Genomic DNA, 21,343 nt, shown 5'->3' on the forward strand with positions numbered 1-21,343 from the left:
AATCTCCTTCCCGCAGGCTTCTCTATCCTCGGGACGGTCATCCAGCCCCCTTGGAAGGAATCGCCCATGTCGTTGATCGAGACGCCCTATCTCCTGTTTCTTGGCGATGCGCCCGACGCATTGGCCGCCAAGGTTGCCCGCGGCATCCGCGACTGGCGCCCCGAACATGCGCTGGGCCAGTTCCGCCTGCCCGGCTGCAACGCCGACATGGGCCTGCCCGACATGAGCCTGGCCGAAGCGCGGGCGGCGGGCTGCAAGACGCTGGTCATCGGGGTGGCGAACCGGGGCGGCGTGATCGCGCAGAGCTGGAAGAAGGTGCTGGTGCAGGCGCTCGAGGAAGGCTTCGACCTGGCCTCGGGGCTGCATAACCTGCTGCGCGACGAACCCGAGCTGGTGGCCGTGGCCGAAGCGACCGGGCGTGCGCTGCATGACGTGCGCATCCCCGAGGTCGAATATCCCATCGCCAATGGCGTCAAGCGCACCGGCAAGCGCTGCCTGGCCGTGGGCACCGATTGCTCGGTCGGCAAGATGTATACCGCGCTGTGCATGGAACGCGCGATGCGCGAGGCCGGCATGAAGGCCACCTTCCGCGCCACCGGCCAGACCGGCATCCTGATCACCGGCGACGGCGTGCCGCTGGATGCGGTGGTGGCCGATTTCATGGCCGGTGCGGTCGAATGGCTGACGCCCGACAACGACCCCGACCACTGGGATCTGATCGAGGGGCAGGGCAGCCTGTTCCATCCCAGCTATTCGGGCGTGACCATGGCGCTGATCCACGGCGGCCAGCCCGATGCGCTGATCCTGAGCCACGAGCCCACCCGCACCCATATGCGCGGTCTGCCGGGCTATGGGCTGCCCTCGCTCGAGGCGCTGCGCGATCTGGTGCTTCCGATCGCGCGCGTGGTGAACCCGGCGGTCAAGGTCACCGGCATCTCGATCAACACGCAAGGTCTGGACGAGGCCGCCGCCCGCGCCTGCCTGGCCGAGGCCGAGGACCGCACGGGCCTGCCTGCGACAGATCCGTACCGCTTCGGGGCCGAAAAGCTGGTCGCGGCGCTCGCGGCGCTTTGATAGGTTTCGGGCGACTCTCTCGCGGCGCGCCGGTCGCGCCGCGAGCGGCCGTTTCCATGAGGAGAGCCCATGATCGAAGCCCAAGCCGATACCTTCCGTCTGAAGGAAGCCTTCACCATTTCGCGTGGCACCCGCACCGAAGCCAATGTGCTGACCGTGCGGATCGTTCTGGGGGATTACATCGGGCGGGGCGAATGCGTCCCCTATGCCCGCTATGACGAGACGATTGAAAGCGTGCTGGCCGAGGTGGGCGCGCTGCCGATCACCATCGACCGCTACATGCTCAACGATCTCCAGCCCGCGGGGGCGGCGCGCAATGCCGTCGATTGCGCGCTGTGGGACGTGGATGCGCGGATCGAGGGCTGCCGCGTGTGGGAACTGGCCGGGCTCGACGCGCCCAAACCCGTGACCACCGCCTATACGATCTCGCTCGATGCGCCCGAGAAGATGCGCGAGAACGCCGCCAGGAACGCCACCCGCCCGCTGCTCAAGGTCAAGCTGGGCACGCCCGAGGACATGGCGCGCCTGGAAGCCGTGCGCGAGGGCGCGCCCGACGCCAAGATCATCGTCGATGCCAACGAGGGCTGGACCCCCGAGATCTATACCGATCTGGCCCCGCATCTGCTGCGGCTGGGCGTGGCGATGGTGGAACAGCCTCTGCCCGCCGGCAAGGATGACATGCTGGCCGAGATTGCGCGCCCCATTCCGGTCTGCGCCGACGAGAGCTGCCATGACCGCGCCTCGCTGCGCAAGCTCAAGGGCAAGTATGATCTGGTCAACATCAAGCTGGACAAGGCCGGTGGCCTGACCGAGGCCCTGGCCCTGCGCGACGAGGCGCGCGAGATGGGCTTTGGCATCATGGTCGGCTGCATGGTCGGATCCAGCCTGGCGATGGCGCCCGCGCTTCTGGTGGCGCAGGGGGCCGATTACGTCGATCTCGACGGTCCGCTGCTGCTGGCCGAGGACCGCGAAACTCCCCTGCGCTACGAGGGGAGCTTGGTGTATCCGTCCGATGAGGCGCTTTGGGGTTAAGGACAAGAAGAATGAGCCGTATCGTTTACGTCAACGGGAACTGGGTTCCCGAAGAAGAAGCCGTCGTGTCGGTGTTCGACCGGGGCTTCCTGATGGCCGACGGGGTCTATGAGGTGACCTCGGTGCTGGGGGGCAAGCTGCTCGATTATCCGGGCCATGCCGCGCGGCTGGAACGGTCGCTGGGCGAGCTGGGCATGGGCATGCCGATGGATGCCGACGACCTTCTCGAGGTGCACCGCGCCCTGGTCGAGAAGAACGACCTGGTCGACGGGATGATCTATCTGCAAATCACCCGCGGCAATCCGGGCGACCGTGACTTTGCCTTCCCGCCCGCGGAGACGCCGCAGACGGTGGTCCTGTTCACCCAGTCGAAGCCGGGGCTGGCCGATGCGCCGAAGGCCAAGACGGGGATGAAGATCATCACCATCGACGACATCCGCTGGGGCCGGCGCGACATCAAGACGGTGCAGCTGCTCTATCCGTCGATGGGCAAGATGATGGCCAAGAAGGCCGGCGTCGATGATGCCTGGATGGTCGAGGACGGCTTCGTGACCGAAGGCACCTCGAACAACGCCTATATCGTGGCGGGCGGCAAGATCATCACCCGCAACCTGGGCACCGACATCCTGCACGGTATCACCCGTGCCGCGGTGCTGCGCTTTGCCCGCGAGGCCCAGATGGAGGTCGAGGAACGCCCCTTCACCGTGGCCGAGGCAAAGGCCGCCGACGAGGCCTTCATCACCTCGGCGTCGTCCTTCGTGATGCCGGTGGTCGAGATCGACGGGGCGGCCGTGGGCACCGGCGCGCCGGGCAGCGTGGCCACGCGTCTGCGCGAGATCTATCTGGAAGAAAGCCTCAAGCAGGCGATCTGATCCCGCGCGAGACCGGGCTTTGGGGGGCGGCGCCATCAGGGCGGCCGCCCCTTTTCCTTGTGCGGTGTCGCGCGGGACGGCTGCGGCGGAGGCCATGCAAAAGGGCGGGCCCGACCGGACCCGCCCCTTTCAATTCCGGAACCTTGCCTCAGATGGCCGAGGAATGGCCCGCCTTCGACAGGTCATAGGCGTCGAAGATCCGCGCGATCATCCGCGTCAGCGGACGGCCCTTCTCGGGGATATAAAGCCCCTCGGGCGTGATCTCGACCATCTCGCCAAAGACCTTGGCGGCCTCGTCGAACATCTCGGCCAGCCGGGTGGGCGAGATGCCGAAGGTGGTCGTGATCTCGTTGGCGTCGATGCGGAAATCGCACATCAAGGCCTCGATCATGCGCGAGCGCAGGTTGTCATCGTCGGTGAAGACGTGGCCGCGGTGGGTCGAGAACCGGCCCGCGCGGATCGCCTTGGTGTAATCCGAGGTCGAGGCCGCGTTCTGGGCATAGCCCTGCGGGAACTTCGACACCGACGAGGCCCCCAGACCGACCAGAACCGGGGCCTGGTCATCGGTATAGCCCTGGAAGTTGCGCTTGAGCTTGCCGGCCTTGAGCGCCACCGACAGACCGTCATGCGGACGGGCAAAGTGGTCGATGCCGATCTCGTCATAGCCGTCCCAGACGAACAGCTTGCGCGCCGTGTCATAGAGACCAAGCCGTTCCTGAGGGCTGGGCAGATCCTCGGTCGGGATCATGGTCTGACGCCGCGCCATCCACGGCACGTGGGCATAGCCATAGAGCGCCACGCGGTCGGGCGTCAGCGACAGCACCTTCTGCACGGTCTCCGAGATCCGCTCGCGCGATTGCTTGGGCAGACCATAGAGAATGTCGGCATTGAGCGAGGTGACGCCGCGTTCGCGGATCATGTCCACGGCCTTGCGGGTGTCGTCGTAGCCCTGTTCGCGGCCGATGATCTGCTGGATCTCGGGGTCGAAGTCCTGGATCCCGATCGAGGCGCGGTTCATGCCCGATTCGACCAGCGCATCGAGCCGCGGGCCGTCGCATTCCATCGGGTCGATCTCGACCGAGAATTCGCCGTCCGCGCCCAGGGGGGCCACGTCGAACAGCGCCGCCGCGACGGTGCGCATCACATCGGGCGGCAGCATCGTGGGCGTGCCGCCCCCCCAGTGCAGACGCGACAGCGTCACGCCCCGGGGCATGTGCTTCTTGAGAAGGGCGATCTCGGTCAGAAGCACCTCGGCGTAGCTGCGCACGGGCGTGTCGGACTGCGAACCCTGCGTGCGGCAGGCGCAGAACCAGCACAGACGCCGGCAGAACGGGACGTGCATGTAAAGCGAGATCGACGACCCCTCGGGGATGGCTTCGACCCATTCCACGAAGTTGGTCGCCCCCACGGCTTCCGAAAAATGCGGCGCCGTCGGGTAGCTGGTATAGCGGGGGACCCGCGCATCAAAAAGGCCGAGCCGGGTGAGTTGCGATTCCTGTTCCATGCGCGTATCCTTAGGGGCCGTCGCAGAACAGAACCTTGACCCAAATCAAAGAAATCAATGCCCGCCGAGGACGTTCATCCCGTCGCTCCGCAATGCGGAGATTGCCCCATCCGGCATCGTGCGGTCTGTGCCCGCTGCGAGGCCGATGAACTCGATCTTCTCGAGGAATCGAAATACTACCGCAGCTTCGAGGCCGGACAGACCGTGATCTGGTCCGGGGACCGGATGGACTTCGTGGCCTCGGTCGTTTCGGGCATCGCCACCTTGACGCAGACGCTCGAGGACGGGCGCACGCAGATGGTCGGCCTGTTGCTGCCGTCGGATTTCGTGGGCCGTCCGGGCCGCGAGACCGCCGCCTATAACGTGACCGCCACGACCGACATCGTGATGTGCTGCTTCCGCAAGAAGCCGTTCGAGGAAATCATGCTGCGCACGCCCCATATCGCGCAGCGCCTGCTGGAAATGACGCTCGACGAACTTGACGCGGCGCGCGAATGGATGCTGCTTCTGGGCCGCAAGACCGCGCGCGAGAAGATCGCCTCGCTGCTGGCCATCGTGGCCCGGCGCGACGCGGCGATCCATCTGCGCTATCCCGAGGGCACGATGACCTTCGATCTGCCGCTGACGCGCGAGGCGATGGCCGATTATCTGGGCCTGACCCTCGAGACCGTCAGCCGCCAGATCTCGGCGCTCAAGCGCGACGGGGTGATCGAGCTTGAGGGCAAGCGCCATGTCACCGTGCCCGATTTCGACCGCCTGATGTCCGAGGCCGGCGACGACAGCGACGGCGGTTTCCTGCCCTGAGGCGGGCCTCGCCGGCGGTATTTTTCCCTGACACTTTTGCGTGACCGCCGAGTGACCGGCGGCGGGCGGGCGGCGGCCCGTGCCCCGCGGGTCAACGAATATCTCGCCGCCGCGCGCGCTTGCCGCTATGGTTGTGTCCTGTATCGCGGCGCGCATTGCGGGGCCGTGCGCCGCCAGACCACGCGCCGCAAGAAGGGGCCGCGCCGCAAGAAGGGGGGGAGACGACGCCATGCCCGAGCTGCCGCCCGTGGCCCCGTCATCCGTTGTCGTGTCGCCCCAGCTTCCCCCGCGCGGCGAGGGCGGGCAGAATGCGGCCCCCGTCGTGCCGCCGCCCCTTGCCGGGCGCGGGGATGTGGCGCAGGCGCTGGCCGATCTGTTGCGGACCGGGGCGCTGGAACTGCCGGCGCAGGCGCCGAACGGGGCACGCGCGCTGGCGCCGTTCCTGCTGGGGCTTCTGTCGCATCGCGGTGCGCTGGCGCTGGTGCCCTGGCCGGGCGGGGACAGGCCGACAGCCGGCCGCGATCTGGCCGCCGCGCTCGAGGCGCTGATCGGGCGCCTGCCGGCGCTGGCTGCGCAGGAGCCGCCCCGCACGCTCTATATCCTTGACCCCGGTTCCGAAGGGCTGGGCGCCGATCTGCGCGCGCGGCTGGCGGCGGCGGCCCATGCGCTGGCGGCCGAAGGGGTGGTGGTGTTCTTCAATTCCTCGACGCCTGCGCCGCTGCGCGAAGTTCTGGCGCAGCGGCTGCCGCCCGAAATGCCGGTGCGGGCCGAACTGGTGACGCCGCCGGGCGGGCCGCGCCGGACGCCGGGGCGCCTGTCGGGACCGGATGTGGTGATCCTGGCGCTGGCGGCGGTCATCCTGGTGGCGCTGTTCCTGGCCTTTGCTGCGGCCGCCGCCTGAGGGGCGGCGCGCGGTTGGGCCGGGGCAGGGGCGTCAATGCGCCATCAGGATCGGCACCTCGGCCGTTTCCAGCATGTAGCGCGTGGCGCCGCCCAGGATCGCCTCGCGGAAGCGCGAATGGCCATAGGCGCCCATCACCACCATATCCGAGGACGTGTCGCGCACATGGCGGTTCAGCACATCCGAGATGCGCGGCAGCGTCTTGGCCAGCACCGAAACCTCGGCCTTGACGCCGTGGCGCGCCAGCATCTGCGACAGCAGCCCGCCGGGGTCCGAGCGTTCCGGGCCGTGGCTGGGCGGGTCGATGACGGTGATGTCCACCAGATCGGCCGCCTTGAGCAGCGGCAGCGCGCGGCGGATCGCGGTCAGGGCTTCGGCGGACTGGTTCCAGCCCACGGTGATGCGGCGCGGGCTGGGCGCCCCGGCATAGCCGTCGGGCACGATCATCATCGCGGCATGCCCGTCGAAGAGGGCCCCCTCGACCACGGTCTCGGCATCCTGGCCGCGGCCTTCGCCATAGGGGCGGGCCTGGATCACCAGATCGGCAAAGCGCGCGCGCAGGCCGACGACGGTGGTAATGGCGCCCATCTGGGCGACGGCGCCTTCGGCCGACCAGCGGATGTCCTCGGCGGCAAGGCGGTCGCGCACGGCCTTTTCGGCTGCGGCGGCCTCGGCCTGGGCGCGCTCGATCGTTTCCTGATGCACGAAGGCGGTCGCGCCGGCGTAGTAATAGCCCGTCTGCGTGCGGTCCACGCCCAGGCAGAGAACGTCGAGATGGGCGTCCTCGTGGCGGGCGACGGCCACCGCCATGTCAATCTGGGCTTTTGCCGCATCTGCGTCCGTCACGATGCTGAGGATGGATTTATAGGCCATGAAGGTTCCCTGATCTGCGGACGTTTCACGGCCCGCGGGCCGCGTCGCCCCATGTTCCGCCCGACGTCTGCCCGCGCCGCCGGTTTGGCGCCTCCTGGTGCTGAAACCAGAAAACGACCGCCAAACCAAGGGGTTCGCGGGCATCTGATTTCCTTCTATATCGCCGCCGGAAGTTGCGCCTTGACGCGGATCAAGGAGGCCGCGCTTTGGTAGCCTGCGACAAAAAAGCGACCCCCGTCACATAGAATTGATACAGATCAAGGCATAGTGTCGCACCCCACCTGAAAACCGCTATAGTCGGGAAGCTGCCGTCTGCGCGAGTCGGCGGTCGATGACAGGACGAAGGGACGCAGAACAATGTGGGATTTCATCAAGCTGATCGCGCTTGGTGCGGTGGCGGTGCTGGCCGCCCTTGCCGCAACCCAGGCCCGCGATCTGCCGTATCTGGTGAACGCCATCGAGGTCGTGCTGGCGGCCGCGATCGCGGGTTACTGGATCTACAAGACGAGAGGTCAAGGCAGCTCTGCCTCGCCCTATGAATACAATGACGGCGTGATCCGTGCGGGCGTGATCGCCACCGTGCTCTGGGGGGTCGTGGGCTTCCTGGTGGGGACGACGATCGCCTTCCAACTGGCCTTTCCCGCGCTCAATTTCGAATGGGCGCAGGGGTATCTGAATTTCGGCAAGCTGCGCCCGCTGCACACGTCGGCGGTGATTTTTGCCTTTGGCGGCAACGCGTTGATCGCAACCTCGTTCTATGTGGTCCAGCGGACCTCGGCGGCGCGCCTGTTCGGCGGCAACCTCGCGTGGTTCGTCTTCTGGGGCTATAACCTGTTCATCGTCCTGGCGGCGACCGGCTATATCCTGGGCGCGACCCAGTCCAAGGAATATGCCGAGCCCGAATGGTATGTCGACTGGTGGCTGACCATCGTCTGGGTGTTCTACCTGATCGTCTTCCTGGGCACGATCTTCAAGCGCAAGGAACCCCACATCTATGTGGCCAACTGGTTCTACCTGAGCTTCATCGTCACCATTGCGATGCTGCATATCGTCAACAACCTGGCGATCCCGGTGTCGTTCTTCGGCTCGAAATCGGTGCAGCTGTTCTCGGGCGTGCAGGATGCCATGACCCAATGGTGGTATGGCCACAACGCGGTGGGCTTCTTCCTGACCGCGGGCTTCCTGGGCATGATGTATTATTTCGTGCCGAAGCAGGCCGAGCGCCCCGTCTACAGCTACAAGCTGTCGATCGTGCACTTCTGGGCGCTGATCTTCCTCTATATCTGGGCCGGTCCGCACCACCTGCATTATACCGCGCTGCCCGACTGGGCCTCGACTCTGGGCATGGTGTTCTCGATCATGCTGTGGATGCCCTCGTGGGGGGGCATGATCAACGGCCTGATGACGCTTTCGGGCGCCTGGGACAAGCTGCGCACCGATCCGGTCATCCGCATGATGGTCGTTTCCGTGGGCTTCTACGGCATGTCGACCTTCGAAGGGCCGATGATGTCGATCAAGGCCGTGAACTCGCTGTCGCACTACACCGACTGGACCATCGGTCACGTCCATTCCGGCGCGCTTGGCTGGAACGGCATGATCACCTTTGGCGCGCTCTACTTCCTGGTGCCGCGTCTGTGGTCGCGGGAACGGCTCTACAGCCTGACGCTGGTCAGCTGGCACTTCTGGCTCGCCACGATCGGGATCGTGCTCTACGCCTCGTCGATGTGGGTGTCGGGCATCATGCAGGGCCTGATGTGGCGCGAGGTCGACAGCCAGGGCTTCCTGGTCAACGCCTTCGCCGACACCGTCGCCGCGATGCACCCGATGTATGTCACCCGTGGCATCGGCGGGGTTCTGTATCTGACCGGCGGGGTCATCATGGCCTATAACCTCTGGGCCACGGTGGCCAAGCAACCGCGCAATGAATCCGCGTCGGTTGCCGCCGTGCCGGCCGAATAAGGGAGGGCGTGAACCATGGCTCTCATTGACAAGCACGTCGTCCTTGAACGGAACGCAACGCTTCTGCTGATCTTCTCGTTCCTGGTGGTGACCATCGGTGGCATCGTCGAGATTGCGCCGCTGTTCTATCTCCAGAACACGATCGAGAAGGTCGAGGGGGTGCGTCCCTATTCGCCGCTGGAACTGACCGGACGCGATGTCTACATCCGCGAAGGCTGCTATCTGTGCCACAGCCAGATGATCCGCCCGATGCGCGATGAGGTCGAGCGTTACGGCCATTACAGCCTGGCCGCGGAATCGATGTATGACCATCCGTTCCAATGGGGTTCGAAGCGGACGGGGCCCGATCTGGCCCGCGTGGGGGGGCGCTATTCGGATGAATGGCACGTCAACCACCTGACGGATCCGCAATCGGTGGTGCCGGAATCGGTCATGCCGAAATACGGCTTCCTCAAGAACCGGGTGATCGAACCGACCTACATCGAGGACCGGCTCCGCACTGACGCGATGGTCGGGGTGCCCTATACCTCGGAGATGATCGAGGCCGCCAAGGATGATTTCATCGCCCAGGCGGACCCCTATGCCGATACCGACGACCTGCTGGCGCGGTATCCCAAGGCACAGGTGCGCAACTTCGACGGCCAGCCCGAGCTGACCGAGATGGATGCGCTGATCGCCTATCTCCAGGTGCTGGGCACGATGGTCGATTTCTCGACCTTCGAACCCGTGGCCAGCCGGTAAGGGGGGGGGCAGGATGGACACCTATTCCCTCATGCGGGAATTCGCGGACAGCTGGGCGCTTCTGATGCTCTGCCTGCTCTTCGTGGGTGTGGTCTTCTGGGCCTGGCGGCCCGGAAGCCGCAAGATGCACGACGACACCGCGAACATCCCCTTCCGGCACGATGATCGCCCCGAAGGCCCCGGCCCGAAGGGGACCACGTTCAAGGAGGCGTGGAAATGACAGAGAAACCTGTGAAACCGACGAAAGTCGAGGTGGAGACCACGGGGCACGAATGGGACGGCATCGAGGAGTTGAACACGCCCCTGCCGCGCTGGTGGCTGTGGATCTTCTACGCCTGCGTGGTCTGGGCACTGCTCTATTCGGTTGCCTATCCGGCCTGGCCTCTGGTCAACGGGGCGACGCCGGGGCTTCTGGGGGCGTCGACCCGCAAGGCCGTCGAAGAGGACATCGCGCGCTTTGATGCACGTCTGGCCCCGATCGAGGCCAAGCTGGTCGAGACCGACCTGACCGAGATCTCGGCGGATCCGGACCTTGCCAACTACACCCAGAATGCGGGCGCCGCGGTGTTCCGCACCTGGTGCGCGCAATGTCACGGGGCCGGTGCCGGGGGCAATGTCGGCTACCCGAACCTGCTCGACGACGACTGGATCCACGGCGGTTCGATCGAGGATATCTATACCACCGTCATGCACGGTATCCGTGCGACCGACGACCCCGACACGCGCTATGTCGCGCCGATGGCCGCCTGGTCCGAGCTTCTCGAACCCGAGGAGATCTCGAATGTCGTGGAATATGTCCTGCTGATCTCGGGGCAGGATCACGACGCGGCGATGGCCGGGGAAGGTGCTCTGGTCTTCGAGGACAATTGCGCCGCCTGTCACGGCGAGGATGGCAAGGGGATGCGCGAGATGGGCTCTCCGAACCTGACCGACGGGATCTGGCTCTATGGCGGGGACCGGGCGACGATCACCGAGACCGTCGCCTATGGCCGCGCCGGGGTCATGCCGGCCTGGGGCTATGCCGAGGAGGGCGCGATCCCGCGCCTGAGCGAGGCCGACGTGCGCGCGGTTGCCGCCTATGTCCATTCGCTGGGCGGCGGTGAATAAGCCCTGACATCTGCGCTTTCCGGGGGCTGCGCATGCGTGCGCGCCCCGGAAGGCCACCGCGGGGGCAGCCACCGGCCACCCCCGCATCTGATTCGGAGAGGCGTGCCTCTCCGGGTGGAGCACCGGCGCCCCGATCTGTTCGCGCGTTTCCCAGGGGCGTCGGTGTCTTCCTCAGCGACCGGAAGTCGGCTGGCGCGGAATGCAACAGCCAACTTCCTGAAAAGAAAATATTTTCGGTCCGGACCTGGCGGGGTCGTGCAGAGGTGCCCGCGCCGGACAATGCGATGGGCCCGTGACAAGATCGCCAATCCTGACCCCAGCCCCTTTGGACCGGCCGCCGCGGCGCGCGCCCGCGCCGTCATCGGGCTTGCCTTCGAGCCTGCGCCGATTATCTGTATCCGAAATACGTCTTATTGACGCAGGTCAAGGCCCCTGCCCAGGGGGCGATCCACAACGGGTCCAGACCTGATCCTGCCAACGGAGAACCCCCGTGAGCTCTTCCGACCAGACACCGCTCTACGCCGCGCGCGAGCCGATCTTTCCCAAGCGCATCTCGGGGCGGTTTCGCAACCTGAAATGGGTCATCATGGCGGTGACTCTGGGCATCTATTACGTCCTGCCCTGGTTGCGCTGGGACCGCGGGCCGGGGATGCCCGATCAGGCGGTTCTGGTCGATCTGGCGAACCGGCGCTTCTTCTTCTTCATGATCGAGATCTGGCCGCACGAATTCTACTTCGTCGCGGGCCTTCTGATCATGGCGGGGCTGGGGCTGTTCCTCTTCACCTCGATGGCCGGGCGGGTCTGGTGCGGCTATACCTGCCCGCAGACGGTCTGGACCGACCTGTTCATCCTGGTCGAACGCTGGGTCGAGGGCGACCGCAACAACCGGCTGCGGCTGTGGCGCCAGAAATGGTCGCTGTCCAAGTTCAAGCTGCGGCTCATCAAATGGGCGCTGTGGTTCCTGATCGCGCTGTTCACCGGCGGCGCCTGGATCTTCTATTTCGCCGATGCGCCGACGCTGCTGTGGAACCTGCTCACCGGTCAGGCGCCGGCGATCGCCTACATCACCATGCTGGTGCTGACCGCGACGACCTTCGTCTTTGCCGGTTTCGCGCGCGAGCAGATGTGCATCTATGCCTGCCCCTGGCCGCGCATCCAGGCCGCGATGATGGATGAGGACACGATCACCATCGCCTACCGCGAATGGCGCGGCGAGCCGCGGGGCAAGCACCGCAAGGCCGAGGACGCCGACACCCTGGGCGATTGCATCGACTGCATGGCCTGCGTGAACGTCTGCCCGATGGGCATCGACATCCGCGACGGCCAGCAGCTGGAATGCATCACCTGCGCGCTGTGCATCGACGCCTGTGACGAGATGATGGACAAGGTCGGCAAGCCGCGCGGTCTGATCGGCTACATGGCGCTCAAGGACGAGGCCGCCGAACGTGCGGGCGCGCATCCCAAGCGGATCTGGCGCCACATCTTCCGGCCGCGGACCATGCTCTATTTCACGCTCTGGTCGGGCATCGGCATTGCGCTGATCGTGGCGCTGTTCCTGCGCTCGCCCATCGACGTGAACGTGACGCCCGCGCGCGATCCGCTGTTCGTGGCGCTGTCGGATGGGGCGATCCGCAACACCTATTCGGTGCGTCTGCGCAACAAGCAGGGCGAGCCGCGGGTGTTCCGCCTGACGGTGATGGCCGATGATCCGGCGGTGCAATCGGCGCTGGCGGTCTCGCTCGAGGGGCAGCCGGGCAACACCGTCGCGGTGCCGGCGGATTCGACGCTGGATCAGCGGCTCTATATCGTGGCCGAGCCGGGCAGCACGCCCGCCACCACCGCGCGCAGCGAGATCAAGCTGTGGGTCGAGGACACCAGCTCGACCGACCGTGCGGGGCTCGAGACCATCTTCAACGGGAAAGGGAAGTAGGCATGGACAAACCTCTGACCGGGGCCAGGGTTCTGGCGATCGCCGTCGGCGCCTTTGCCGTGATCATCGGGGTCAATCTGGTGATGGCATTCCAGGCCGTCAGCACCTTTCCCGGTCTCGAGGTGAAGAATTCCTATGTGGCCTCGCAGACCTTCGAGGGGGATCGGGCCGCGCAGGAGGCGCTGGGATGGACGGTGACGCCCGAATACGACCCAGAGCGCAAGATCCTGTCCTTTGCGATCCGGGACCGGGCGGGCAATCCCGCCCGTGTCCAGTCGCTCGAGGTGCTGGTCGGCCGGCGCACCCATGTGCGCGATGACCGCCGCCCCGAGATGGCCTATGTGGGCGGCTTCTTCCAGACCGGCATCGACCTGGCGCCGGGCAAGTGGCTGATCCACCTGACCGCCACGGCGCCCGATGGCACGCTGTTCCGCCAGCGGCTGGATTTCCGTTTCGGGGTCGACCCGGACCATCCCGACGGCGCCGAAGACGGGGATGACGACGGCCGCGCCGACCGCTTCGCCCCCCGCCCGGAGACGCAGGGATGACCGTCCAGCCCGCCTCCGGCTTCACGCCCGAACCCCGCGACGAGGGCCGCGCCCAGATCTCGGCCTGCCCGGCCTGCATCGCCGCGCCGTCGGCGGAACGGCTGGCGGGCGGGGGCGACATCAAGGATGCGCGGATCATGCTGTCGCTGCCGACCGCGCATTGCGCCGTCTGCATCACCGACGTGGAACGCGAACTGGCGCGGGCGCCGGGGGTGCGCTCGGCGCGGGTGAACCTGACGCTGCGCCGGGTCAGCGTGGATGCCGAGCCGGGCACCGACCCCGCCGATCTGATCGCGCGGCTCGACCGCATCGGCTATGAGGCGCACGAGCTGGACGCGGGCCTTCTGTCGGCCACCGAGGCCGACCGCCAGAGCCGCGATATCCTGATGCGCATCGCCGTCGCGGGCTTTGCGATGATGAACATCATGCTCCTGTCGATCGCCGTCTGGTCGGGGGCCGAGGACGCGACGCGCGATCTTTTCCACTGGATCTCGGCGGCGATCGCGCTGCCGACGGTGGTCTTTGCAGGCAAACCCTTCTTCGTCTCGGCGTTCAATGCGCTCAAGGGCGGGCGGCTGGGCATGGATGTCCCGATCTCGCTGGCGATCATCCTGGCCTCGGGGATTTCGGTCTACGAGACCGCCCATTCCGGCCATCACGCCTATTTCGACGCCGCGGTGATGCTGACCTTCTTCCTGCTGGTCGGGCGATATCTCGATTACCGCACGCGGGCGATGGCGCGTTCGGCGGCCGAGGAGCTGGCCGCGCTCGAGGTGCCGCGCGCGACGCGGCTGGCCGAGACGGGCGAGGAAACCGTGCCGGTCTCGGAGCTGCGGCCGGGCGATCTGATCCGCGTGCGTCCGGGCGGGCGCATCCCCGCCGACGGTCAGATCACCGAGGGCGAGACCGAGATCGACCGCGCGCTGATCACCGGCGAGAGCCTGCCCGTGGCGGTGGCGCCGGGCGCGGCGCTGTCGGCGGGCGAGGTCAACCTGACCGGGCCGCTGGTCCTGCGCGTCACCGCCGCGGGGCGGGACAGCTCGCTGCACCGCATGGCCGATCTGGTGGCCGCGGCCGAAAGCGCCCGCAACCGCTATACCTCGCTGGCCGAACGCGCGGCGCGGGCCTATTCGCCGCTGGTGCATCTGATGGCGCTGGGGGCCTTTGGCGTCTGGCTCCAGATCAGCGGCGGCGATATCCGTCTGGCGGTCAATATCGCGGCGACGGTGCTCATCATCACCTGCCCCTGTGCGCTGGGCCTTGCGGTTCCGGCGGTGGTCACGGCGGCCTCGGGCAAGCTGTTCCGCGCGGGGCTTCTGGTCAAGGACGGCACCGCGCTCGAACGTCTGGCCGAGGTGGATTGCGTGGTCTTCGACAAGACCGGCACGCTGACCCTGGGCACGCCCGAGCCGCAGAACCTGGGCGATCTGAGCCGCGCCGAGCTGGAGGTGGCCGCGGCGCTGGGCGCGGGGTCGGCGCATCCGCTGGCGCAGGCGCTGGCCGGTGCCGCGCGGGCGGCCGGGGTCGTGCCCGCCCGCGTCGAGGATCTGCGCGAGGTGCCGGGCCACGGTATCGAAGGCCGCTGGCGCGGGCAGGTCGTGCGCCTGGGCCGGGCTGAATGGATCGGCGCCGAGGCCGGTGATGTGACCGCCACGCATCTGCGCATCGGCCCCGGCGCGCCGCGCTCGATCCGCTTTGCCGACAGCCTGCGCCCCGGCGCCGCCGAGGCCGTGGCCGCGCTGGCCGCGCAGAAGAAGCGCGTGCTGCTGGTCTCGGGCGACGTGCCGGGCGCGGTGGCCGATCTGGCCGGGCGGCTGGGCATTTCCGAATGGCATGCGGGTGTCCTGCCGGCCGAAAAGGCCGCGCTGGTGGCCGATCTGGGTGCGGCGGGGCATCGCGTGCTGATGGTGGGCGACGGGCTCAACGACACCGCGGCGCTGGTCGGTGCGCATGTGTCGATCTCGCCGGCTTCGGCGCTCGATGCGGCGCGCACGGCCTCGGACATCGTGCTGCTGGGGCGCGACATCGCCCCCGTGGCCGAGGCGCTGCGCATTGCCCGCGTGACCCGCCGCCGGATCAAGCAGAACTTCGCCATCTCGGCGGTCTATAACGTGATCGCGGTGCCGATCGCGCTGGTGGGGCTGGCCACGCCGCTCTGGGCGGCCTTGGCCATGTCGGCGTCCTCGGTTAGCGTGTCGCTGAATTCGCTCCGACTGAGGTAGGCCATGGAAGCCCTGAGCTATTCGATCCCGATCTCGCTTTTGCTGGGCGCCATCGGGCTGGCCGCGTTCTTCTGGGCGCTGCGCAACCGCCAGTTCGACGACCCCAAGGGCGATGCCGAGCGTATCCTGTCGGACGAATGGGACGACTACCCCAAGCCCTGAACCGCCCGCGCCGCCTGTGAAAAGGGCCGCCCCGTGCCGGGCGGCCCTTTCGTCTTGTGCTCGGGCCCGATCGGCCGGGCGCCCGTGGCTCAGGGGCCGATCACCTTGCAGTCGCGGGCGCGGGCGGTCAGCCGGGCGCAGGCCAGTGTCGCCACTTCCTTGGTCAGGCCGACGAAATTGGCCTCGAAGCCGCCGCGGCGGTTGGTGACCTTGCGCAGCGCGCCCGCGAGCGTGTCGTTTTCCATCAGCGCGGTCTGGAGAAGGGCGCGGTCGGCGGCAAAGCTCGAGCCGAACTTGCCCAGCGACACGCCCCAGTTGCGCCCGCCCGACGACGACACCCGCGCCACGACCTCGGTCGGTTGGGCCAGAGGGGCGGGTTCGGGCCCGACGGCGGCCAGGATGACCGTCTGTCCCGGTGCCGGTGGACGGGTGTCCAGCAGCTCGAGCGTCTCGGGCTGGACCGGGGTCGCCTGCACGAACTTCGGCCCGGTAGCCGGCGTAGTCCCGTGGGTCAGCGCGGCCAGGCGCAGGTTCTCGGGGCGGTTGCGGCGCGCAGCCGCCGGCGCGGCCGTGACATTGGCCGGGGCGGTGGCCTCGGCGCGCGGCGCCGGGGGCGTGACGGCTGCAATCTCGACCGCGGGTTCGGCGGCGGCAACGGCCACCGCGGGGGCCACCGCGGGCTCGGGCGCGGGGGCTGCGCGATTGGGCGCCGGAACGGGCCGGGGCGATTCGGCCAGCGCCAGCCGGCTTGCTGCCGCGGTCGTATCGGCGGCCGGCGTGCGCGCCGCCGGAACTTCCGGCGCGGTCAGGCTTTCGGCGACGGCTGCGGCAACGGCTGCGGCCAGATCATCCGAGACCAGATCATCGGATTTCGGCGCATCGGCGGGCAGGGTGGCGGCCGCGGGCTGAACCTCGGGGGCGGCGGCGGCGATCACGACACGGCGCGGGTCAGGCGGCAGCGGGCTGGCCTTGATCCGCGCGGGCGCCGACGGCGTGTTGGCCGCCAGATATTGCGGCGGGGCAGGCCGGCGTTCGGGCACGCGCGCCGGCGCACGGGCAAAGCCCAGATCCAGCAGTTCGGCCATCTTGGCGTTGCGCTGCGCGGTCGAGCTGCCGCCGAAGATCGTGGCGATGATGCGCTTGCCGTCGCGCTCGGCCGAGGCCGTCAGGTTGAAGCCCGCCGCCGAGGTATAGCCGGTCTTGATCCCGTCGGCGCCGCGATAGGCGGCCAGGAACTTGCGGTTGGTGGAATTGACCTGGCGCATGCCGGCATCGGCGCTGCGCCGCGAGAACAGGTTGTAATATTGGGGGAAATCGTAGAACAGCCGCCGGCCCAGGATGGTCATGTCGCGGGCGGTGGACAGGTGCCCCGCGCGCGTCAGGCCATTGGCGTTGCGAAAGCTGGTGTTGCGCATGCCCAGCGCGCGGGCGGTGCGGTTCATCCGCTTGGCGAATTCGGTTTCGGATCCGGCGATCGCCTCGCCGATGGCGGTGGCCGCGTCATTGGCCGACTTGATCGCCGCGGCGCGGATCAGATAGCGCAGCGCGATCTTCTGCCCGGTTTTCAGCCCCAGCTTCGAGGGCGGCTCGGCGGCGGCATGGGCCGAGACGGTGACCTTGGTATCAAGGCTGATCTCGCCGTGCTCGATCGCCTCGAAGGCGATATAGAGCGTCATCATCTTGGTCAGGGATGCCGGATGCAGCCGCGTATCGGCGTTGGTCGCATACAGCACTTCGCCCGATCGGGCGTCCATCACCAATGCGGCATAGGGTGCGGCCGCCGCCAGAACCGGCGACAGGAAGAACAGTGCCAACGTCAGCCCGTAGCGGACCCAGCGCGAAAGCGTGGTCACGGTCTTGCCTCTCTTTACTGCTCGTGGCCGGTCGTTTTTCGCCGGCCATTATTGTCGGGACGGTAGCCCAAAATACCCCGCGGGAAAACAATACATTTTTCAATAGTTTCGGGTGCGACCTTCGTGCAACGACTAGATCTGGTGGGGAAATGACCCCTGTCAACTAGAAGTGGAAAGTCGCGTGATCAACGCCGGCAGATCGCCCAGGTCGGGCAGTTCGGCAAAGCGCGGATGGTCGTGGGGCGCGGTGTCATGTTCCAGCGCCCAGGTCAGCGCATGGGGGACATGCACGCCCCAGCCGCCGGCGCGGATCATCGGCACCACGTCCGAGCGCAGCGAATTGCCCACCATCATCGCCCGCGCCGCGCCTTCGGCATGGCGGGCGAAGATCGCCGCATAGGTCTCGGGGCGCTTGTCGGACACGATCTCGACCGCATCGAAGGCCTCGCCCAGCCCCGATTGCGCCAGCTTGCGCTCCTGATCGAGCAGATCGCCCTTGGTGATCAGCACCAGCCGGAAGCGACCGCGCAAGGCTTCGACGGTTTCGCGGGCATGGGGAAGCAGTTCGATGGGATGTTCCAGCATCTCGTGGCCCGCGGCGATCAGCTCGGCGATCACGCTGGCCGGGACGCGCGCCTCGCTCACCTCGATCGCGGTCTCGATCATCGACAGCACGAAGCCCTTCACCCCGAAGCCATAGCGCGCGATGTTGCGCCGCTCGGCCGCCTCCAGCCGTTCGGCCAGATGATCGGCCTCGACATGCGCAGACAGCAATTCGGCAAAACGCGCCTGCGTCAGCTGAAAGAAGCGTTCGTTGTGCCACAGCGTGTCGTCGGCATCGAAGCCGATTGCGGTCAGGGTCATCATTCAAGCCTCATTTCCGGGCGCATCTCGGCGCTGTGGGGGGTGTGTCGCGGGGCGGTCCCCCGGCCCCCTTTTCAAGGGGCGGATTGCTTCTATATTGTCGGTCATTCCAGATCCGTCGATTCCGATGTCAAAGGAGCGTGCCCGTGACCCTTTTCCCCACGATGATGGCCGATCGCAAGGACGCGCCTGAGGGGGAGTCCGGCGTCGCCACCAAGACCCGCCCCAAGACGCAGCGCCCGCCGCTCTACAAGGTCATGCTTCTGAACGACGATTACACGCCGATGGAATTCGTCGTGCATATCCTGGAACGGTTTTTCGGGATGAACCACGCGCAGGCCTTCGAGATCATGCTGACCGTGCACAAGAAGGGGCTGGCCGTGGTGGGGGTCTATTCCTTCGAGGTGGCCGAGACCAAGGTGGCGCAGGTGATGGACTTTGCCCGCCGTCACCAGCATCCGCTGCAATGCACGATGGAGCGCGAATAGCGCGATGGGCGTTCAGGGACCCGCCGCGCGTCTGGCGCTGTTGACCGGGGCTCTGCCCGAGGCCGGGCGCATTGCCGTGCTGAACCCGCGCGACGGGGCCGGGCTCGAGCTGCTGCCGCCCGCACGACTGCATCTCTTCGAACCCTTCCGCCCCGATCACGACGCGCTGGCTGCGCGCGGGCTGGCGGTGTCGCCGGCGCCCGATGCCGCCGATCGCGGTGCCTTTCAGGCGGCGATCGTCTTCTTGCCGCGGGCCAAGGCGCTGGGCCGGGCGTTGATCGCCGAAGCCGCGCTGCTGCTGGCGCCCGGTGCGCCGCTGCTGGTGGACGGGGCGCGCCTGCATGGGGTCGAACCGCTGCTGAAGGACCTGGGCGCGCGCGTGTCCGTGCGTGAAACGGTGTCGAAGGCGCATGGCCGCGCCGCCGTCCTGGCCGCGCCCGCGCCGGATCTTCTGGCCGATTGGGCCGCGGCGGATCTGGCGCCGGCGCCCGGTTTCGTCACCCGTCCGGGGGTGTTCTCGGCCGATGCGGTTGACCGGGGCTCGGCGCTGCTGGCGGCGGCCCTGCCCGACGCGCTGCCCGCGCGGATGGCCGATCTGGGGGCGGGCTGGGGGTGGCTCGGGGCGCAGGTTCTGGCCCGCAAGGGGGTCGCGCAGCTTGATCTGGTCGAGGCCGATCACATCGCGCTGGGCTGTGCGCGGCGCAACATCGCCGACCCGCGGGCGGTCTTTCACTGGGCCGATGCGCGCTTCTGGCGCCCCGAGACGCCGCTGGGCGGCGTGGTGATGAACCCGCCCTTCCATGCCGGGCGCGACGCCGATCCGGGGCTGGGCGCGGCCTTCATCGCGGCGGCCGCGGGGGCGCTGGCGCCCGAGGGGCGGTTGTGGATGGTGGCCAACCGCCATCTGCCCTACGAGGCCGTGCTGGCCGCCCATTTCGCCGAGGCCCGTCAGATCGGCCTGGCCGAGGGGTTCAAGCTGATCGAGGCGCACCACCCGCGCCGCCAGCCCGCCCCCGCCGCGGCGCCCGCCGGTGCTGCGCTGCGGCGTCGCCCTCGCCGTCGCGGCTGACTTGCGCTAACGTCGCCCCGATTCGAGGCAGCCAGGAGTCCCCATGAGCCTTTCCATTTCGGGCAAGACCGCCATCGTCACCGGCGCCGCCCACGGCATCGGCCTGGCCATCGCGCGCCATTTCGTGGACCGCGGCGCCAATGTCATGTTCGCCGATATCGACGAGGCCAAGCTTGAGGCCGAGGTGGGCGCCGAGGCCCGGACCGAGGATCGCATCCGCTATTTCTCGGGCGATGTCTGCCAGAAGCTGACCGCCTCGAACCTGCTGTCGGCCACGGTCGACGCCTTCGACCGGATCGACATTCTGGTCAACGCGGCCCGCTCGGTGGCGCGCTGTGATCCGCTGGTCACGGACGAGGAAGTCATCTCGGACATGCTGCGGCAGAACATGATGTCGAGCCTGCGTCTGAGCCAGATGACCGCGCGGCGCATGATCGCCCAGGCCGAAAAGGAAGGCCGTCAGGGGCAGCAGATCGGGGCCATCGTCAATGTCTCGTCGCTGGCCGGGCGGCTGGCCCAGCCCGAATTGCTGGCCTATTCGATCGCCTGTGCCGCGCTGGATCAGGCGACGCGGTCGCTGGCGGTGGCGCTGGCGCCGCACGGGATCCGCGTCAACGGCGTGGCCATGGGCAGCCTGATGAGCGCCAGCATGTCGGCCGCCCTGCGCGACCGCCCCGACTGGCGCGAGGCGATCACAGGCGCCACGCCGCTGGGCCGGATCGCGGCGGCGGTGGAGCTGGCCGAGGCGGTGCAATTCCTGGCCTCGGACGGGGCGGGTTTCGTCACCGGCCAGATCCTGTCGGTCGATGGCGGGCGCTCGATCATCGACCCGGTGGCCGCGCCGATCTACTGATCCCCCCCGCTCATTCCTCGGGGAAGCGCGCCTTGCAGGCGGCCACATCGGCCCGCGCCTGCCGCTCGAGCTGGCGCTCCCGCGCGATCAGGTTGTCGCGCTTGCGGGTCTCGGCGGCCGGGTCGATGGCCACGCGCCGCCGGGCGGTGTCGGTGTACTCCTCAAGGCACATCCGCGGCGGCAGCGGCGGGGGCTGGGTGCCGTCGGGCTTGGGCGGCAGCGGGGGCGCGGCGCACCATTCCCAGCGCGAGCGGGTGATCGTGTATTCCTCCCAGGCGTAGCCGCGCGCCAGGTTGGCCTCGGTTTCCGCGCGCAGCGCCGAGACCGCGCGCAATTCGCGCGTCGCCGAATTGATGCAGCGTTCCTGGGGCGTGCCGCAGGCGGCAAGAACGGCCAGCAGGGGCAGGGCAAAGGCGGGACGCATTCCGAGACGCATGAGGGGCCTCCTTTTCATGCGGCCATGCTAGACCCTTCGGCGCGATTGGCA

Annotated in this window: 20 protein-coding genes and 1 pseudogene; 16 read left to right on the forward strand and 5 right to left on the reverse strand. The window is 67.8% G+C overall.

Annotated features, from left to right (window positions below; genetic code table 11):
• The first annotated feature begins 72 nt into the window (after nt 1-72).
• The 3 genes from dgcN to BW949_RS04860 all read left to right on the forward strand — a co-directional run bounded on the left by dgcN (nt 73) and on the right by BW949_RS04860 (nt 2,978).
• On the forward strand, nt 73-1,074 hold the full coding sequence (dgcN, locus tag BW949_RS04850) for an N-acetyltransferase DgcN (RefSeq protein ID WP_076364781.1): 1,002 nt from the start codon (nt 73-75) through the stop codon (nt 1,072-1,074).
• Between the two features lie 69 nt (nt 1,075-1,143).
• Complete coding sequence (dgcA, locus tag BW949_RS04855) at nt 1,144-2,106, forward strand: N-acetyl-D-Glu racemase DgcA (RefSeq protein WP_076363828.1); 963 nt, start codon at nt 1,144-1,146, stop codon at nt 2,104-2,106.
• Between the two features lie 11 nt (nt 2,107-2,117).
• On the forward strand, nt 2,118-2,978 hold the full coding sequence (locus tag BW949_RS04860; RefSeq protein WP_076363829.1) for a D-amino-acid transaminase: 861 nt from the start codon (nt 2,118-2,120) through the stop codon (nt 2,976-2,978).
• Nucleotides 2,979-3,126: 148 nt separating this feature from the next.
• On the opposite strand, the gene hemN is transcribed toward BW949_RS04860, so the two are convergent.
• Nucleotides 3,127-4,482, reverse strand: coding sequence for an oxygen-independent coproporphyrinogen III oxidase (gene hemN / locus BW949_RS04865; protein WP_076363830.1), 1,356 nt, complete (start codon nt 4,480-4,482; stop codon nt 3,127-3,129).
• 57 nt (nt 4,483-4,539) lie between these two features.
• Between hemN and fnrL the strand changes: the two genes are divergently transcribed.
• Both fnrL and BW949_RS04875 read left to right on the forward strand, forming a co-directional pair.
• Nucleotides 4,540-5,286, forward strand: coding sequence for a transcriptional regulator FnrL (fnrL, locus tag BW949_RS04870; protein WP_076363831.1), 747 nt, complete (start codon nt 4,540-4,542; stop codon nt 5,284-5,286).
• 229 nt (nt 5,287-5,515) lie between these two features.
• Nucleotides 5,516-6,187, forward strand: coding sequence for a hypothetical protein (locus tag BW949_RS04875; RefSeq protein WP_076363832.1), 672 nt, complete (start codon nt 5,516-5,518; stop codon nt 6,185-6,187).
• Nucleotides 6,188-6,220: 33 nt separating this feature from the next.
• On the opposite strand, the gene BW949_RS04880 is transcribed toward BW949_RS04875, so the two are convergent.
• Nucleotides 6,221-7,060: a universal stress protein gene (locus BW949_RS04880; protein WP_076363833.1), complete on the reverse strand. Its 840-nt coding sequence runs from the start codon at nt 7,058-7,060 to the stop codon at nt 6,221-6,223.
• Nucleotides 7,061-7,417: 357 nt separating this feature from the next.
• Between BW949_RS04880 and ccoN the strand changes: the two genes are divergently transcribed.
• The 8 genes and pseudogenes from ccoN (at nt 7,418) to ccoS (ending at nt 15,729) form a co-directional block, all read left to right on the forward strand.
• Nucleotides 7,418-9,019: a cytochrome-c oxidase, cbb3-type subunit I gene (gene ccoN, locus BW949_RS04885; RefSeq protein ID WP_076363834.1), complete on the forward strand. Its 1,602-nt coding sequence runs from the start codon at nt 7,418-7,420 to the stop codon at nt 9,017-9,019.
• A 15-nt stretch (nt 9,020-9,034) separates the two neighbouring features.
• Nucleotides 9,035-9,760, forward strand: coding sequence for a cytochrome-c oxidase, cbb3-type subunit II (ccoO, locus tag BW949_RS04890; RefSeq protein ID WP_076363835.1), 726 nt, complete (start codon nt 9,035-9,037; stop codon nt 9,758-9,760).
• A gap of 13 nt (nt 9,761-9,773) precedes the next feature.
• Nucleotides 9,774-9,980, forward strand: a complete 207-nt coding sequence (locus BW949_RS04895; protein ID WP_076363836.1) for a cbb3-type cytochrome c oxidase subunit 3 — start codon at nt 9,774-9,776, stop codon at nt 9,978-9,980.
• Nucleotides 9,977-10,867: a cytochrome-c oxidase, cbb3-type subunit III gene (ccoP, locus tag BW949_RS04900; protein WP_076363837.1), complete on the forward strand. Its 891-nt coding sequence runs from the start codon at nt 9,977-9,979 to the stop codon at nt 10,865-10,867. Before BW949_RS04895 ends, ccoP begins: the two co-directional genes overlap by 4 nt.
• A gap of 490 nt (nt 10,868-11,357) precedes the next feature.
• Nucleotides 11,358-12,797, forward strand: a complete 1,440-nt coding sequence (gene ccoG / locus BW949_RS04905) for a cytochrome c oxidase accessory protein CcoG (protein WP_076363838.1) — start codon at nt 11,358-11,360, stop codon at nt 12,795-12,797.
• Between the two features lie 2 nt (nt 12,798-12,799).
• Nucleotides 12,800-13,243 (forward strand): annotated as a pseudogene (locus BW949_RS04910) (FixH family protein); the annotation flags it as partial.
• A gap of 98 nt (nt 13,244-13,341) precedes the next feature.
• Nucleotides 13,342-15,567, forward strand: a complete 2,226-nt coding sequence (locus BW949_RS04915; RefSeq protein ID WP_076363840.1) for a heavy metal translocating P-type ATPase — start codon at nt 13,342-13,344, stop codon at nt 15,565-15,567.
• Nucleotides 15,568-15,570: 3 nt separating this feature from the next.
• Nucleotides 15,571-15,729 carry a cbb3-type cytochrome oxidase assembly protein CcoS gene (ccoS, locus tag BW949_RS04920; protein ID WP_076363841.1) on the forward strand — a complete coding sequence of 53 codons (159 nt, stop codon included), beginning with the start codon at nt 15,571-15,573 and terminating at the stop codon, nt 15,727-15,729.
• An 89-nt stretch (nt 15,730-15,818) separates the two neighbouring features.
• On the opposite strand, the gene BW949_RS04925 is transcribed toward ccoS, so the two are convergent.
• Entirely contained in the window at nt 15,819-17,483 is a 1,665-nt protein-coding gene (locus tag BW949_RS04925) for a D-alanyl-D-alanine carboxypeptidase family protein (RefSeq protein WP_097177006.1), read from the reverse strand.
• 258 nt (nt 17,484-17,741) lie between these two features.
• Nucleotides 17,742-18,449: an HAD family hydrolase gene (locus BW949_RS04930; protein WP_076363843.1), complete on the reverse strand. Its 708-nt coding sequence runs from the start codon at nt 18,447-18,449 to the stop codon at nt 17,742-17,744.
• 164 nt (nt 18,450-18,613) lie between these two features.
• Between BW949_RS04930 and clpS the strand changes: the two genes are divergently transcribed.
• The 3 genes from clpS to BW949_RS04945 are packed head-to-tail and all read left to right on the forward strand — an operon-like array spanning nt 18,614 to nt 20,856.
• Nucleotides 18,614-18,934: an ATP-dependent Clp protease adapter ClpS gene (gene clpS / locus BW949_RS04935; protein ID WP_076364783.1), complete on the forward strand. Its 321-nt coding sequence runs from the start codon at nt 18,614-18,616 to the stop codon at nt 18,932-18,934.
• Nucleotides 18,935-18,938: 4 nt separating this feature from the next.
• On the forward strand, nt 18,939-20,003 hold the full coding sequence (locus tag BW949_RS04940; RefSeq protein ID WP_076363844.1) for a class I SAM-dependent methyltransferase: 1,065 nt from the start codon (nt 18,939-18,941) through the stop codon (nt 20,001-20,003).
• Between the two features lie 43 nt (nt 20,004-20,046).
• Nucleotides 20,047-20,856: an SDR family NAD(P)-dependent oxidoreductase gene (locus BW949_RS04945; RefSeq protein ID WP_076363845.1), complete on the forward strand. Its 810-nt coding sequence runs from the start codon at nt 20,047-20,049 to the stop codon at nt 20,854-20,856.
• 10 nt (nt 20,857-20,866) lie between these two features.
• Here the strand turns inward: BW949_RS04945 and BW949_RS04950 are convergent, their stop codons facing one another.
• On the reverse strand, nt 20,867-21,292 hold the full coding sequence (locus BW949_RS04950; protein ID WP_235816207.1) for a hypothetical protein: 426 nt from the start codon (nt 21,290-21,292) through the stop codon (nt 20,867-20,869).
• Nucleotides 21,293-21,343 lie beyond the last annotated feature (51 nt).

Source organism: Phaeovulum vinaykumarii, from assembly GCF_900156695.1.
Classification (GTDB): domain Bacteria; phylum Pseudomonadota; class Alphaproteobacteria; order Rhodobacterales; family Rhodobacteraceae; genus Bieblia_A; species Bieblia_A vinaykumarii.